At 71.6% G+C, this 15,146-nt stretch carries 13 protein-coding genes; 5 read left to right on the forward strand and 8 right to left on the reverse strand.

Annotation, left to right across the window (positions count from 1 at the left end; genetic code table 11):
- Nucleotides 1-60: 60 nt before the first annotated feature.
- The 4 genes from ACFXDE_RS27630 to ACFXDE_RS27645 all read right to left on the reverse strand — a co-directional run bounded on the left by ACFXDE_RS27630 (nucleotide 61) and on the right by ACFXDE_RS27645 (nucleotide 5,282).
- Nucleotides 61-2,562 carry an acyl-CoA reductase gene (locus ACFXDE_RS27630; protein WP_380497389.1) on the reverse strand — a complete coding sequence of 834 codons (2,502 nt, stop codon included), beginning with the start codon at nucleotides 2,560-2,562 and terminating at the stop codon, nucleotides 61-63.
- On the reverse strand, nucleotides 2,559-3,734 hold the full coding sequence (locus tag ACFXDE_RS27635) for an acyl-protein synthase (protein WP_380497390.1): 1,176 nt from the start codon (nucleotides 3,732-3,734) through the stop codon (nucleotides 2,559-2,561). The genes ACFXDE_RS27630 and ACFXDE_RS27635 overlap by 4 nt, the downstream gene beginning before the upstream one ends.
- Nucleotides 3,731-4,822, reverse strand: a complete 1,092-nt coding sequence (locus tag ACFXDE_RS27640) for a GNAT family N-acetyltransferase (RefSeq protein ID WP_380447033.1) — start codon at nucleotides 4,820-4,822, stop codon at nucleotides 3,731-3,733. The genes ACFXDE_RS27635 and ACFXDE_RS27640 overlap by 4 nt, the downstream gene beginning before the upstream one ends.
- Nucleotides 4,823-5,126: 304 nt before the next feature.
- Nucleotides 5,127-5,282, reverse strand: coding sequence for a hypothetical protein (locus ACFXDE_RS27645; RefSeq protein ID WP_380497391.1), 156 nt, complete (start codon nucleotides 5,280-5,282; stop codon nucleotides 5,127-5,129).
- On the opposite strand from ACFXDE_RS27645, the gene ACFXDE_RS27650 reads away from it, so the two are divergent.
- Together ACFXDE_RS27650 and ACFXDE_RS27655 are read left to right on the forward strand one after the other, a co-directional pair.
- Complete coding sequence (locus ACFXDE_RS27650) at nucleotides 5,281-6,705, forward strand: serine hydrolase domain-containing protein (protein ID WP_380497392.1); 1,425 nt, start codon at nucleotides 5,281-5,283, stop codon at nucleotides 6,703-6,705. The two genes, ACFXDE_RS27645 and ACFXDE_RS27650, sit on opposite strands and share 2 nt — an antisense overlap.
- A gap of 98 nt (nucleotides 6,706-6,803) precedes the next feature.
- On the forward strand, nucleotides 6,804-7,547 hold the full coding sequence (locus ACFXDE_RS27655; protein ID WP_380497393.1) for a MerR family transcriptional regulator: 744 nt from the start codon (nucleotides 6,804-6,806) through the stop codon (nucleotides 7,545-7,547).
- Nucleotides 7,548-7,847: 300 nt separating this feature from the next.
- Here ACFXDE_RS27655 and ACFXDE_RS27660 read toward each other — a convergent pair whose 3' ends face one another.
- Complete coding sequence (locus tag ACFXDE_RS27660; RefSeq protein WP_380497394.1) at nucleotides 7,848-8,654, reverse strand: terpene synthase family protein; 807 nt, start codon at nucleotides 8,652-8,654, stop codon at nucleotides 7,848-7,850.
- The gene (locus ACFXDE_RS27665) at nucleotides 8,651-9,490 is read right to left on the reverse strand and encodes an SAM-dependent methyltransferase (protein WP_380497395.1); all 840 of its coding nucleotides are present in this window, start codon (nucleotides 9,488-9,490) and stop codon (nucleotides 8,651-8,653) included. The genes ACFXDE_RS27660 and ACFXDE_RS27665 overlap by 4 nt, the downstream gene beginning before the upstream one ends.
- A 1,482-nt stretch (nucleotides 9,491-10,972) precedes the next feature.
- On the opposite strand from ACFXDE_RS27665, the gene ACFXDE_RS27670 reads away from it, so the two are divergent.
- Genes ACFXDE_RS27670 through ACFXDE_RS27680 form a run of 3 tightly spaced genes read left to right on the forward strand, consistent with a single transcriptional unit; the run spans nucleotide 10,973 to nucleotide 13,245 of the window.
- A complete protein-coding gene (locus ACFXDE_RS27670; protein WP_380497396.1) occupies nucleotides 10,973-12,115 on the forward strand; it encodes a serine hydrolase domain-containing protein in 1,143 nt (380 codons plus the stop codon).
- Nucleotides 12,116-12,157: 42 nt separating this feature from the next.
- A complete protein-coding gene (locus ACFXDE_RS27675; protein WP_380497397.1) occupies nucleotides 12,158-12,304 on the forward strand; it encodes a hypothetical protein in 147 nt (48 codons plus the stop codon).
- Between the two features lie 20 nt (nucleotides 12,305-12,324).
- A complete protein-coding gene (locus tag ACFXDE_RS27680) occupies nucleotides 12,325-13,245 on the forward strand; it encodes an alpha/beta hydrolase (protein WP_380497398.1) in 921 nt (306 codons plus the stop codon).
- A 209-nt stretch (nucleotides 13,246-13,454) separates the two neighbouring features.
- Here the strand turns inward: ACFXDE_RS27680 and ACFXDE_RS27685 are convergent, their stop codons facing one another.
- Nucleotides 13,455-14,216, reverse strand: a complete 762-nt coding sequence (locus tag ACFXDE_RS27685; RefSeq protein ID WP_380497399.1) for an ABC transporter permease — start codon at nucleotides 14,214-14,216, stop codon at nucleotides 13,455-13,457.
- On the reverse strand, nucleotides 14,206-15,138 hold the full coding sequence (locus tag ACFXDE_RS27690) for an ATP-binding cassette domain-containing protein (protein ID WP_380497401.1): 933 nt from the start codon (nucleotides 15,136-15,138) through the stop codon (nucleotides 14,206-14,208). Before ACFXDE_RS27690 ends, ACFXDE_RS27685 begins: the two co-directional genes overlap by 11 nt.
- Between the last annotated feature and the right edge of the window lie 8 nt (nucleotides 15,139-15,146).

Here is a 15,146-nt window from a genome sequence, read left to right on the forward strand (position 1 = left end):
GCCATGCGGCATCCCAAGCCGCATGGCCGGTCGCGCGGTTCCTCCGCGTCTTTCGGAACGTCAGCGGTTCCTGGACCGTCGGTCCACGACGGCCAGCAGCTTCCCGCTCGCCGCCGTCTGCGCGAAGTCCGCGGCCGGTACGCGCTCCACGCGCAGCTCCACCAGCCGGTCCCGCTCCACCGCCGCCGCGAGATCCGGGTACCCGTCCAGGAATTCCCGGATGCCCTGCCCGTCCTGCGGCCGGCCCTCCAGCCGGACGGTCAGCGTCTCGTTGGCGGCGTCGTCCTCGTCCAGCAGGATCTGCAGCGCACCGTGGTGCTCCAGCCGTTCCTCCGCGACCTGGACGAACCGCCGGTAGTTGAGGAAGTGGCTGCCGCTGCGGAAGATGTCGCCGAAGCGCCCCAGCAGCTCGAAACGCGGGGTGCGCCGACCGCACGGGCAGTCCTCGGTCAGCCGGCGCCCGAGGTCACCGATCTCGTACCGCTCCAGCCGCTGCCCGCGCCGGGTGTGCGCGGTGAACACCAGCCGCCCGGCCTCACCCGCCGGCACCGGCCGGTCCGCCTCGCGGTCGAGGATCTCCAGCGTGTGCAGCCCGCTGAACAGGTGGTACACCCGGTCCGGCGCCGTGGGGCACTGGTAGCCAAGCGGGCCCGCGTCGACGCTGCCGTACGCGCCGGCGCGGACCAGCTCGACCCCGAACTCCTCGCGCAGCCACTCACGCTGGCGTGCCGGGAAGTGCTCGCCGCCGTAGAACAGCTTGCGAACCCCTCGGTACTCGCGCAGCAGGTCCGCGCCCTCGGTGAAGACCCGCAGCAGGTAGTTCGGCATGCCGAACAGGGTGTTGACCCCGTGCTCGACCACCGACCGGGCGACCGCCGCGTGGTCGTCCTGCGCCATCATCGGGAACTGGACCGCCCCGAGCGTCTCCAGCACCGAGAAGAAGCTGGAGAACCCGCCGTACAGCTGCCCGCCGAAGAAGAGGTTCATCGCCCGGTCGGTCCGCGGGTCGAACCCGGCCGCCAGCAGGCCCTCCGCGCCGGACCGCATGTGCTCGTGGTAGTCGTCCCAGCTGAACGCGGAGAGCTTGGGCGCGCCGGAGCTGCCGCCGCTGCGGAAGAAGACCTCCGCACGGCTGAGGTCGCTCTGCAGCTGCTCGAACTCCGTCTTGCCGGTCACCGCGACCGCCGGGGGCGCGAGTTCACGCGCACCGACCAGGTCGTCCAGGCAGGCGTCGCCGGTGAACCGCCCGTCCAGCTGGACGTCCACCCGGCGGCTGTAGCGCTGCAGCGCGTACACGCCGTCGTGCGGCTCGCCGTCATAGCTGCCGAGCATTCCGCCGGGCACCGTCACCCGCTGCACGCCCGCCGCCAGCACGGCGCCGGCCAGCTCCGCGGTGTCGGTGCGGCTCGCGCCGATCCCGGCGGTCTGCAGGTAGCGGCGCATCGGGCGCAGCACCTCGGCGATCCGCTTGCGCGGCAGCGGCTTGACCCAGACCGTGCGGTGCAGCGGCGAGGCACGCAGCGCGCTGCGGGTGTCGGCGAGCACGTGCCAGCTCGCGTCGGGAGCGGCATGCACCTTGGTGAGCCCGAGGTGCTCCTCCAGCCGGGCCACCAGGACGGTGTTGGTGATCTCGGCGCTCTCCAGCGGCTCGCGGTCGTGCGGTGCGGGTGCGCGGGCGGCGAGCACGGCGGCGAACCGCTCGGCGAAGGCGAAGAGTTCGTCCTGGTCCTCGGTGTCCAGGTACACCACCTGCGGGCTGGCGCAGGCCTGCTGTTCGAGGCGGCAGATGTCGTCGGCGATGCCGTCCAGCGTCTCGGGCGCGGACCAGGCATCGGCCGTCAGGTACGCGAAGGAGAGCTTCGGTCCCCAGTCGACCAGTCGGCAGCCGGCGGGTATCAGCGCGGCGATCGAGGCGATGGCCTCCTCGCCGCCCCAGGCGGCGACGGCGTCGGCGGCCGCGCACAGTCGTTCGAGCCAGTCGGTGCGCGAGGACGGGAAGCCGAGCACCACGACCTGCCGGGCGATCGCTCCGGTGGCGTCGAACTGCGCCAGGGCGGCGAGCAGTTCATGGGTGAACCGCCCCTCGCCGCTGGTCTTGACGACATTGAGGTTGCCCGCGAGCAGGCCCTCGACCACGGTGAGCGCCCCGGCGGCGGGTGCGTTGCCCGGCGCGATGTGCACCAGCAGGCCGACCGGCAGCCAGCCCTCGAAGACCTCCCGGCGGAAGTCGAAGCGCGCCAGCCGCCCGGGGTCGATGCCGCCGAGCTCGCGGGTCAGCTTGACCTCCAGCTCCTCCCGGGACAGCGCCTCGGTCAGGTCGCGCATCGTCCGCGAGGTCTCGTCCTCGGGCACGCCCGCCTCGCGCAGCAGACCCGCCAGCCGGACGGAGTGCTCGCTCGCCGGGTCGGCCAGCGCGCCGGCCAGGCGGTCGCAGGCGGCGAGCACGGTGATCGGGCTGAGCCGCTCGGCCAGCGCGCCGGCGGCGTACTCGTCGAGGCGCTCCAGGCGGGCAGCCGCCTCCGCGTCGTCCACCCACGCGCCCTGCCAGTAGTGCTGAGTCACTTCTTCCCCTCGGTCTTGAGCAGTTCGGCGGCGGCGACGGCGCAGCTGCGGTTGCGGCTGATCCCGGCCCGCCCGTGCACCTCGAACCAGGGCGTGGGCAGGCCGCAGCCGCACTCCTCCGGCGCGTGCTGGGTGACCAGGTCGCCCATCAGCACGGACTGGGCCGGCACCGAGGTGATGTACGGCGAGATGAACTGGGGGTAGCCGCTCCGGCCGTACGGCAGCGGCTGGAGCGTGCGCACGTCGCGGACCAGCTGGCGGGCCCAGACCGGGACGTGCAGGCGGTGGTTGGGGCACTCCATGTGCAGGACGGAGTGCTCCACGGCGCCGTAGCCGTCGCGGATCCGCTCGTCCGGGATGCCGAGCTGCTCGTGGATGCGCCGGTACAGCTCCGGCTTGGCGACCTGCTTGTCCGCGTTGCCCTTCCAGCCGCCGCCGAAGACGACCAGCGACTCCGGGTTCAACCGGAGGGGCGGCAGCCCGAGTTCGCGCATCCGGTCCAGCGTGAAGGAGAGGAAGGCGGGGAAGCCGAGGATCCGGACCGGCGCGCCCTCCTCGGCGAAGCGGATCAGCGCGCGGACGCAGCCGAACGGGTCGAACTCGTGGCCGCTGCCGGTGTGCTTGAGCGCGTACTCGACCGAGCGGACGGGAGCGAAGTGGCACAGGTACTCGTCGGTGAACGAGGTGCCGAGGTTAAGGCCCGGCCGGGGCTGGTAGTTGGAGAGCAGGTAGTTGACCGGCTCGTCGTCTTCGGACTTGATCCAGCCGTAGTGGTCGAAGACCCGGGCGACCATCCGCTGGCCGCCCCGCAGGGTGAAGTCGTCGAAGGCCATCTGCGACTTCTGGCCGGTCGTGCCGGACGAGGTCAGGGTCAGCAGCGTCTCCTCGCGCGGCAGCGACAGCACCTCGTGCAGCTTGAAGAAGTTGGCGTGGACGAACGGCAGTCGGTGGAGGTCCTCGATGGACTCCAGGGTGTGCCCCTCGGCCGCCCACAGCTTGCCGAAGTAGGGCGAACGCTCGGCGTGCCAGGCGTTGATCTCGTTCATCGCCGCCGTGAACAGGGCGTCCACGTCGTCCCCGGCGCGGTACGGCTCGGCCAGGTCTGCCAGCTGCTGTACGCGGGCGAGTGCTTCGGGGTCCGGTACCGAGACCGGTTGGAGGTACTTGTTCATTGGAATATCCCGTGGGTGTCGAGGTGCTGCTGCTTCCACAGCTCGATGTACTGCTCGGTGAACGGCTGGAACGCGGCGTCGATGGCCAGGCCCCGGAAGTCCAGCGGCTGCAGGATCCGGGCCAGCACCACGTAGTCGCGGAAGCCCTCGGCCTCCCGGCGCATCGCGGGGTAGGCCGCCACCGGCAGGAAGCCGTGCCCGAGCAGCCGGCGCAGCGAGTGGTAACTGTCCAGCGGCACCAGGGCCTCGATGTACCGGGCGCCGTGCGCGGCCAGCCGGTCGGTGATGGTGTCCAGCTCCTCGCCGATCTCCGCGAGCTCGATGCCGATCAGCGTGCAGTACCCGTCGGCGGGGCTGAGGTGCGCGTACACCTCGTAGGCGCCGTCGGCGGCGGAGAGCATGACGTTCGGCTCGTGGAACGGGTAGAAGCACTCCCCCAGCCCGCCGAACCGGCGGCTCACGAAAGCCGGCGCGTCGATGAACTCCAGCTCCCGGACGGCGCGCCCGCCCTTCCTCGGCCTGGGCAGCGGCTCGTCCACGCGCTCCGGTCGCTGCGCGGGCCCCGGCAGGTCCGCCAGTGCCCGTACCAGCCCGTCGAGCGCGGACGGGACCTTGTACACCGGAAGCCGCTGCTCCAGTACGCCCGCGCGGTGCTTGGCCAGCAGCACCATGGTCTCGTGCCAGGCGGCCTTGCGCAGGTTCGGCAGGACGCCGAGCGCGCGGAAGCCGGACTTCAGGCAGATGCGCTGCGGGGCGGTGGTGTCGGTCCGGGCGGTCGCGTACACGGAGTCGACCGGGTGGTCGCCCGTCAGCAGCTGGTCTGCGAGCTGCTGTACGGCGAGATTGGCCCCGCCGAGCCCACGGGCGTCGGGATGGATCACCAGGCCCTGCAGCTTGCCGATCCGCGCGGCCGGGTCGACCGTACCGAGGATGGACCCGAGCAACCGGTCGCCGCCGGGCTCCCGGGCCACCAGCCAGGTGGTGTCCGGGGCCGTGATCTCACGGGCCATCACCTCGGGGTCGGTGCCGAGCGGCAGGGCGTAGCTCCGCCCGTACACCTGGCGGTAGAGCGTCAACAGAGCGTCCACGTCATCAAGACGGGCCGGAATGAATTCGAGGGCCAAGTCGCCTCTCCCAAAAGGCGGCGCGAACACGGTTCATCGCGTGCGCACCACGAAAGAAACTTAGGTCGCAAGGAGGCGTGCCCGGTCCGAGCAGCCACGTTGCCGCTCCACCACAGTAACGCTCACGCATCGGTGCACCGGACCGCAACCGTGCTAAAAGACCGTCAGAAGGTGTGGATGCGACGAGAATCACAGGCACGCGAAATGTGTACGAAATTGAACCGATGAACTTCCGCTGAACGTTGTCGGACGATTCGCCGACTGATCGTCAGGGCTCCCGCGGCGTCGACCCGGCCTTGCCCGGGACCTTGCCGGACCAGGCGTCGCGCCGGTCATCGAAGAGCGCCGGGTCGTACCAGGCGCGGGCTTTCCGGGTTCCGGGCTTGACCTTGTCCCAGGGGCAGGGTTCGACGATGGTCCGCATGACCGACAACTCGTTCAGCACCCTCGAAGCCCGGATCCGCGAGCAGGCCGCCGCCTACTGCGAGTCCGACAACGTCCCCGGGTTCGTCGCCGGCGTCTACCACGCGGGCGAGCAGGTCGTCGTCGCCCACGGTTGCGCGAACACGGCCACCGGCGCACCGATGCGCGAGGACACCGGCTTCCTCTTCGGCTCCGTCACCAAGGTCCTGACCACCACGCTGGTCCTCCAGCAGGTCGAGCGCGGGGTGCTGGACCTCGACGCGCCGGTGGTGGGGTACCTGCCCGAACTGGCCCTGACCACGCCGGGTGTGGCGGACAAGATCCTGGTCCGGCACTTGGTCTCGCACACCAACGGCATCGACGCGGACCTGTTCTTCCCCGATGCCAAGGGCCGTGACGCCCTGAAGACCTACGTCGAGGGCCTCGCAGGCAGTTGCGGTGCCCTGTTCGAGCCCGGAGAGCGGCTCAGCTACTCCAACGGCGGCATGATCGTGGCGGGCCGCCTGCTGGAGGCGGTGACCGGGCTGCCCTTCCCCGAGTTGCTCAAGCGTGAGCTCTACACGCCGGTCGGCATGACCGACTCCAGCGCCTCGGCCGAGGAGGCCATCCTGCGCAGCACGGCGGTCGGCCATTTCCCGGATCCGCAGACCATGGCGGCCAGGCCCACCAGCATGTTCATGCTGCCCGATACCTGGGGGCCGGCCGGCGGCACGCCGATCGGCACGATCGCCGACCTGCTCGCCTTCGGGCGCACCCACCTCGCGGGCGGTGTGTCCCCGTCCGGCGCGCGCGTCCTGTCGGCCGAGTCGACCGCGCTGATGCAGCAGGTGGCGTTCGACATGGGCACCCCGAACACCCCGCCGATCGGCCTGGGCTGGGTGCGGTATCCGTTCGGCGACACGACCGTCCTGGCCATGTCGGGTGCCTCGCCGGGCGGGGTGTCCATCCTGTGCGTCCTTCCCGAGCACGACCTGGTGTTCACCGCGTTCGGCAACGCCCCGGGGGCGATCATGCTGCAGGACCGGATCCTGCGATGGCTGCTCGGCGAGCACCTCGGTGTGCAGGTCCCTGTGCTGATCACCGAGCTGGAGGAGGACGTCGACCTCACTCCGTACGTGGGCACGTACCGCTCCAACCAACTCCGCGTCGACGTCAGCGTCGTCGACGGCCGGCTCGAGGAGCGGGTGACGTACGAGCCGGCGGACGCCTCGCAGGAGCGGATCTTCACGCAGTTCGCCGGCGGGAGGGTCTGTGCCCCGCCGCAGCGCCTCGTGCCGATCAGGCCCGGCCTGTTCGCGCCGGCCGGATTCCCGCTGGAGGCCTTCGACGGGTACCTGCGCCTGCTGCTGGTGTCCTACCACGACGTCAGCGACGGCCGGGCGCGCTTCCGCAACGGCGGCGGCCGACTGACCGTGCGGGTCTGACCTGCCCGGTCCGACCCCCCGGAACGCCCCCCGCGACGGCCCCCCGAACGACCCCCGGGACGGCCCCCGCACGGCCCCCGGGTGAGAGGATCTCCAGCATGCTCACGATAGGCCAACTCGCCGACTACGCCGGGGTGACCGCCAAGGCCGTCCGCCACTACCACGAGCGCGGCCTGCTCGCCGAGCCCGACCGCGACTCGTCCGGCTACCGGCGCTACGACGCCCAACAAGCCCTCACCCTGGTCAAGATCAGGACGCTGGCAGGCGCGGGCGTACCGCTGGCCCGCGTCAAGGACCTCCTGGACGGGGACCCCGACACGCTCGCCACGGCCATCGCCGAGATCGACCAAGACCTCCGGGACCGCATCGCGCACCTACGGCAAGCCCGTGCGAACCTCGCCCGGCTGCGCAGCGGCGATCGGCTGTTCGTCTCCCCGGAGGTCGCCGACTACCTCGACCGGTTGCGCGAGCTCGGCGTCAGCGAGCGCCAGGTGCGTCTGGAACGTGACGGCTGGATCCTCCTGCACGCCGCCTCACCCGAGGACGCCGACCGGTGGTTCGCGCAGAAGCAGGAGCTGATCACCGACGGCGAGTTCAGCGCCCTCTACCGTGAGACCGACGCCGCCTACGACTGGTCGCCGGACGACCCCCGCCTGCCCGCGCTCGCAGAGCGCACCCGCACGTGGCTCGCCGGCCACCACGGCTCGTCCGAAGCCGGACCCGTCGACAACCCCAGGATCGCCCAGCTGGCCGCGCAGACCCAGGCAGGGGCCTCATCCCCGGCCTGGGACCGCCTCGCCCAACTCATGAGGGCCGGTCCGACCAAGCCGGCCCTGCGGTGACCGGTCCGGACGCGATCGGTACGGTCCGGCCGCAGGCGATCGCGCGGACCTGGGCGAGCAGGGGCGCAAACGCTGGACCAGGGCGTTGGCGGCGAAGGCGGCGGGACTGCCGGCCGGCACCGGGGTGTACCAGCCTGCCGCCGAGCTCGCGTACACCGCCGGAACCGACGACGACCGGTACCTTCTCCGCCTCCCGGTCGCTCGCGCGCTGCGGGCGCCCCAGCCCCGTCCGGGCCGGCGCGGCGATGTTGGTGCCGCTCGGTTCCCTCGGGGGGTAGTGGAGCTGGCGGCGCAGGGCTCCTACGGCGCTGCGCTGTAGCGTGTCAGGTCGCGTTGGGCTCCTTGGAGTCCCGTCACAATCGCGAGTGCGGCGGCGACAACCGGGTCACCTGGGGGCAGCCGGGCGAGGGTTGTGGTCAGCAGGCGGTCGTGGCCGTCCAGCTCGTCCGCAACGAACCGGGCCGCCTGCTCCTGGCCGAGCCACCGCTCCATCAGCAGGACCGCGTTGCCGGGGTCGCCGGAGAGCTGTTCCTTGGCGAGGCTGGCCAGGTCGTTGGAGAGCCGCTGGCGGATCCCGAGGACGCGGATCGTGGCCGCAACGTCCGGTTCCGTGCGGCGCGCGGCGATGCCGCTCCCCCACAGGACGCTGATCGTGGATAGGACGTGGGGCATGTTGATGCTGTCAACGCCGTTGTCGAGGTACTCGGCGTACGACCACCTGCCGACCGCCGGCCCGGTGGCCGCCCGGTCGGCGGCCCATGCGGCGCGCAGAGTGGCATGCCACCAGTGCCGTTCCTCGTAGGGCAGTTGATGCCCGGCCAGCACCACGACGGCGAGCCGCTCGACGTGGTCGTCCACCGTTGGTCGCCCGGGCACAACGGGTTCGCCGCGTTCGATGTGGTCGTTGAGCCAGACGAGGAAAGCCATGTCCGCGGCGAATGCGAACAGCGGGCCGGATCCGCCGCCCAGGCCCGTGCCTGACTCCTCGGTCCCGTCGCGGACGTAGTGGGCCATCGTCAGCCCGCCGACGAGATGGTCCTCCGCGATGTCCAGGCCGCGCGCCCAGGTCCGCAGCGCGTCGAGGACGACGCCATCGAGGGAGATCATGCCCCGGTCCGCTCGAAGGCCAGCAGTCGGACTTCGATACCGCCCTCGTTCCAGGCGGTCCGCATGCGCCGGTGCGCGGCCGTGGAGGCGCGCAGCCGGGGGAGGTCGGCACCCGGGAGGCGAGAACGTTCCGCGTTCCAGGCGATGCTCCAGTCCCAGAACGCGGAGGTCTCGGCGGTCAGGTCCCGTTCGTCGACGAGGGTGAACCCTGCCGTGTGCGCAGCTCGCCGATAGGTGTCTACCGAGGCGACGTCGGTCCGCCAGTACCTGTCGAAGACGGGCTTCCAGGGGACGGGATCGCGGACGAACACGTCCTCGACGAAGACCATTCCCCCAGGCCGCAGCGTCCGGCGTAGGCCGGCGAACCAGCGGGGCCGGTCGAAGTAGCAGGCCGCCTCCCAGGCCATCGCGGTGTCGTAACGGGCCTGGTCCCCGGTGTCGTGCGCGTCCGAGACCCGGCATCGTACGGTGGTCAACCCGGCGGATCCGGCCAGTTCCTCCACCAGCCGGGCGTGTTCGGGCACCGCGGTCACAGCCGTGACCTCGCAGCCGAGCTCTTTGGCCCACCACAGGCTCGTCCCGCCCAGACCGCACCCCACGTCCAGGCCACGGTGACCGAGCGCGGCGACGCCCGACCAGTGCGCGACGGCCTCTGCGACGAGGCGCTCCTGCGCGGCGACGAGGCCCGCACGCAATTCGGCCAGGGAGGACGGAGTCGGGGGTTGCGCCCCTGGGGTGAAGTGACCGATGTGGAAGTGCACCCGCGGCCCTGGTCCGTACTTCTCCATGATCTGTGCGGTCTTCGCCGTGTAATAGCCGGTCACTCGCGTGTCCATGGAGCCCTCCCCCGGGTCGTTACCTGCCCGCACCACCCATAGCCACCGCTGGTACATCCGTCCGTGCGAGGGGCGCCGTTTGTGAATGGCGAATGACTGACAGGTAGCTCAACGATCCGGCGACGACCAGCTGAACTGCCCTTCCTCAACGGCAGGCCCACCACCGGGCACAGCACAGCCATATAGGCCTCGGTCCGGCCACCCGCGGGGACTGCTTGCCGCTTGGTTCGTCACCTAACGGAACCCCATCGGAAGCCGCTCCCCCGTACGAAGATCAGCCTGACACACCTTCCTCTCCCGGGATACGGCGCTCAGACGCACAAGCCGATGCAGGACCACTCCCAGGCGCCCCCGACCCGTCAACTCCCTCAGCCGCCAAGCAGAACTGCTCACGGTCTCCGGGACAGGCCCGTACCTGCTGAGGGTGGTGCGCAGCCCGCGCAGAGTGGCCAGCCCGGTCAGGGCCAGGGCCGTGCCCGCGCCGCCGGCTGACCTCATCGGCTGACTGGAGGCGGAGTCCTATCGAAGTCATGGGGAGCACACGGCCGGTGAGCCGGCGCACCACCGAGTCGACATGCTGGAGCAGCTCGGGATGATCTGGTCCGTGTCCGACGCCCGGTTCGAGACTGGCCTCGACCGGGCCCCAATCCGGGCCAAAGGCCAGGACGGCAACCTGGCGGCGCAGCACGGCGGGAACGCGATCGGAACCAGGCTCTCGGAGCTGCAAGCTGCGGGCCAACAGCCGGCCGGGGGCGTCGGCGCAGCGGCGGCGGGCGCTGGAGGAGATCGCCCCCTGGTGGTACCCCGCCTGGCCGATCACCTGACAGCGCGCCTGCGCCGTCGCCCGGCTGTGGTGGCTGGGCACCGACGGCCTGGCCGACTGGACCGCGCTGCCGGAGGACACCGTCCACGAAGGCGAGCAGCTCGGCCGCTGGGTACGGGCGCAGCGGGCCGGCTGGCCCGAGCTGGCGGAGGAGCAGCGGGACCTGCTGTCGGCGGTCGGCATCGAGGCCGACGCCGAGCTGGCGGACGCGAAGGCCGCGGCAGATGCGAAGCCGAGGGTGTCCCGCGCCAACCGGTTCGCCCAGGGCCTGGCGGCGCTGGCGGTCTTCGTCGAGCGGGAGCGGCGTCCCTGAGTTCCCCGCCTGCACAGGGAGCTGGTGGAAACCCTGGAGGCCGGTCCCGGGGGGGGTGAGGAGCAGCGAGTGGTGGTGGAAGTCGCGCTCGGTGCCTGGCTGAACGACCAGGAGGCCCGTCGGTCGAAGCTGACCCCTGGCCAGCCCGCGCGGCTCGCCGAGCACGGTGTGGAGTGGGCGTAGGGGGTTGTGTCGGGTGGTTTGAGCAGCTGTTATGTGTCCGGTCGTAAATGGCCGGTTGGTTGGCCTGTTGCCCGGTGCCCTCTCTGGCCAGCGTGGGTTCCGCCGTTCCATGGCCCGTGATGTCATGGGCATGGTCATAGATCGTCCGAGGGGGGACAACCCGATGAAGCTGGTCCGCACTACCGCTGCCGCCGCAATCCTGGCCGCGCTCGCCGCGCCGGCCACCGCGACCCCGGCCCTGGCCGACGTGCCGAGCGCCCAAGCCCTGCTCCAGGCCGGCGCCGCCAAGGGCGTGGCCGACGGCTACCCGGCCGTGGTCGGACTGGTCCGCCAGGGGGACACCGTGCAGTACGTCGCCGCCGGGGTGAAGGACCGCGACAGCCGTACGCCCGCCGACCCGAAGGCCCAGTTCCGGATCGGCAGCAACACCAAGGCCTTCACCTCGACCGTGCTGCTCCAGCTGGAGGCCGAGGGCCGCCTCTCGATCGACGACACCGTCGCCAAGTGGCTGCCCGGCGCCGTCAACGCCAACGGCTACGACGGCTCGAAGATCACCATCCGTCAGCTGCTCAACCACACCTCCGGGCTGCCGGAATACATGAACGGCATCCTCGCGCTCAACTACGCCGCAAACCAGCAGCCGTACCAGGCCTTCGCCCCGCAGGCGCTGGTGGATCTGGCGCTGCGCCAGCAGGCGCCCACCTCGGCCCCGGGCCAGACCTGGGGCTACGCCAACACCAACTACGTGCTGGCGGGCATGGTGATCACCGCCGTGACCGGCAACAGCCCGGCCGCCGAGATCCAGCAGCGGATCATCACCCCGCTCGGGCTCGCCGACACCAGCTTCCCGACCAGCGACCCGACCCTGCACGGCAACTACCTGCACGGCTACGAGTACCCGGGCGGGTTCGCCTTCGTGATCCTCGACGTCACCACCTCCGACGTCCAGGTCTTCGGCGCGGCCGGGGCGATGGTCTCCACCCTCGACGACCTGGCCACCTTCAGCCGGGCGCTGCTCACCGGCAAGCTGCTGCCGCCCGCCCAGCAGGCCGAACTCAAGACCACCGTGCCGGCCATCGCCAGCATCGGCGCCTACGGCCTCGGCCTCATACACAAACAGCTGCCCTGCGGGCAGTGGGTCTGGAGCCACGGCGGCGACGTGCTCGGCTACGACAGCGAGTGGCTGAGCAGCGAGGACGGCACCAAGCAGATCGTCCGGGCGAACACCGAGTACCACCTGCTGGGCGGCACCAAGGGCCAGCGGGACACCAGGCAGTCGAACTCCGACGCCTTCTGCGTGCTCTGACCCGCCCTCAGCCACCCTCAGCCACCGCGAAAGGACCGCACGATGACCACCACCCCGCCGCCCACCCGGCGCCACCTGGGCACGGCCCTGGCCGCCGCCGCGCTGACCGTCTCCGCCCTGCTCGGCGCCGCCCCCGCCCACGCGGACACCGCCGCCACCCCGCCCGCGCTGGCCGACGGCTTCGGCTGACCCAGGTCGGCACCCCCGAGGTGCACTCGGCCACCGACTTCACCATCACCGTGACCACCCCGCAGCTGGCCGGCACCCACAAGATCCGGATCTTCCTGCCGTCCGGCTACGCGGCCGACCCCGCCAAGCGCTGGCCGGTGGCCTACTTCCTGCACGGCGGCCCCGGCAACCCGGACGACGCCGCCGCGGTGCCCGCCCTGCGCGACGACTCCATGATCACCGTCACTCCGGACGGCGGCCTCAAGGGCTGGTACGCCAACTGGGTCATGCAGAACACCGTGGTCGGCGCCGCGAACTGGCGGACCTTCCACCTCGACCAGGTGGTCCCGTTCATCGACGCCAACCTGCGCACCCTGCCCGACCGGAGCCACCGGGCTGTCATCGGCGTCTCGATGGGCGGCTACGGCGCACTGCGCTACGCCGAGAACCGGCCCGACCTGTTCGGGCACAGCGTCTCGTTCTCCGGCGGCATCGACTTCGGCCTCCCGGCGATCCGGGCCGCGGTGCTGGCCACCGAGCTCAACGTGATCGGTGCGATGCGCGGGGCCAGCAGCTCCGTGCCGGGCGCCGGCCCGTGCGCCGACTACGGCCCGGTGGTCGACAGTGACGCGATCTTCGGCTCGCCGTACCCGGTCTTCAACGCCGACCACATCTGGAACGAGGTCAACCCCGCCGACCCCGCCAACCTGGCCAGGCTCGCCAACACCGACGTCACCCTCTACACCGGCAACAACGACACCATCGAGCACTTCACCGAGATCGCCGCGAACAACGTCAAGATCCGCCTCGACCGGCTCGGCATCCCGAGCCGGTACGTCGACTACGGCAACGGCGCGAGCCTGTCGCCCGCCTGTGCCGGCACCCACAGCTACACCTGCTTCGCCCCGGCCGTCGCCGACTACGTCCCGCACCTGAAGGCCGCCTTCGCCGCTGCGGGCTGACCGGGCCCGCAGCACGGTGCCGCCGACGCACGGGGGTCGGCGGCACCGCCGCGTTCGCCGGCACGGCCGGGTCCGCCACGTCCGCCACGTCCGCCTCCGGCCGCCGGAGCAGCCGGGGCCGGCCAGGTGGTGGGCGGGTGGTGGGCGGCTGCGCCGAGGGTCCGGTGCCGTTGCCCGGCGGCAGGCTGCCGGGGCTCTGACAACCGTCTTCAGCTGTCACGGCTGCGCAGCGTGAGATAGCCGGCCAGCAGGGCCGCCGCCGTCCAGGCCGTGAGGACCAGCAGACCCGTTCCCGGACTGAGGGCCGGATCGGCCTTCATGACCTCGGCACCGGCGTGGTCGGGCAGGTAGCGGGCGAGGGTGCGCAGCGCCGGGATGGTGTTGGCCACCGGCGAGAGCACGAAGACGAGGGCGAACAGCAGCGAGAGTGAGAGCGCCGTGCTGCGCAGCATCGTCGCGATGCCCAGTGAGAACAGGCACATGAGGGTCAGGTAGAGGCAGGCCCCGAGGACGGCGCGCAGCGCTCCGGGGTGGCTCAGCTCGACGCCGTGCGGGCCCAGGGCCGTCTGGGAGGCGAGGAAGGCGAGGAATGTGGTCGGTACGGCGACGAGCAGGGCCGCCGTGGTGGTGGCGGTGATCTTGGCGAGGTAGAAGAGGCCGCGGCTGGGTACCGCGGCGAGCGAGGTGCGGATCATGCCGCTGCCGTACTCGGTGCAGACCAGCAGGACCGCGAAGGCGATCAGAGCCAGCTGGCCGAGCTGGACGCCGACGAAGCCGGCGTCGGCCGGATTGAAGTCGGGGCGGAGCAGGGGGCTGTGCCGGTCGATCGCGGAGCGGGCCGAGGCGCCGTTCACCACGCCGGTCCCGACGCTGACGACCAGGGCGAGGACGAGCGGGACGAGCGTGGACCGGACCGTCCCGATCTTGGTCAGTTCGGCCCGGACCACGGCCGTCGGCGCGTTAGAGGACATGCCGGCTCCTCCCCGTGAAGGCCTCGGCCCGGTACTGGGCGGCGCCGCTGGTGAGGCGGAGGAAGGCGTCCTCCAGGGAGGCCGTGCGGGTGGACAGCTCCCCCAGGACGAGCCCGGCCTCGGCCGCGATCCGGCCCACCTCCTGCGTTCCGGCGTCGTCGACGACCACGGCGCCGCGCTCCTCCTGGTGCGCCGTCAGCCCGGCGCGGGTCAGGACGCCCAGCAGCCGGTCCGGCTCCGAGGTGCGGACCAGCGCCCGGGGACGGCAGTTGTCGGCGATGAAGTCGTCCATGCTGGTGTCGGCGAGCAGCCTGCCGCGTCCGATCACCACCAGGTGCTCGGCGGTGATCGCCATCTCGCTCATCAGGTGGCTGGACACCAGGACCGTCCGGCCCTCGGCGGCCAGGCCCCTCAGCAGGGTGCGGATCCAGCGCACCCCGTCCGGGTCGAGGCCGTTGACGGGTTCGTCCAGCAGCAGCACCTGCGGGTCGCCGAGCAGTGCGGCGGCGATGCCGAGCCGCTGGCCCATGCCGAGCGAGAAGCCGCCGGCCCTGCGGGAGGAGACGGACTCCAGGCCCACCAGGGCGAGCACCTCGCGGACCCGGGCCCGGCCGATGCGGTTGGTCCGGGCGAGCCACAGCAGGTGGTGGTAGGCGGTGCGGCTGTTCTGCACCGCCTTGGCCTCCAGCAACGCACCGACGTGCCGCAGCGGTTCGCGCAGTTCGTGGTAGGCCTTGCCCCCGTAGTGGACGTGGCCCTTGTCGGGGCGGTCCAGGCCGAGCATCAGCCGCAGGGTGGTGGACTTGCCCGCCCCGTTCGGGCCCAGGAAGCCCGTGACCCGGCCCGGCCGGACCGTGAAGGTGAGCCCGTCGATGACGACGGTGCCGCGATAGCGCTTGGTCAGCTGCCGTAGTTCGATCACGGCATCAG

This window comes from Kitasatospora sp. NPDC059408 (assembly GCF_042751525.1).
Taxonomy (GTDB): domain Bacteria; phylum Actinomycetota; class Actinomycetes; order Streptomycetales; family Streptomycetaceae; genus Kitasatospora.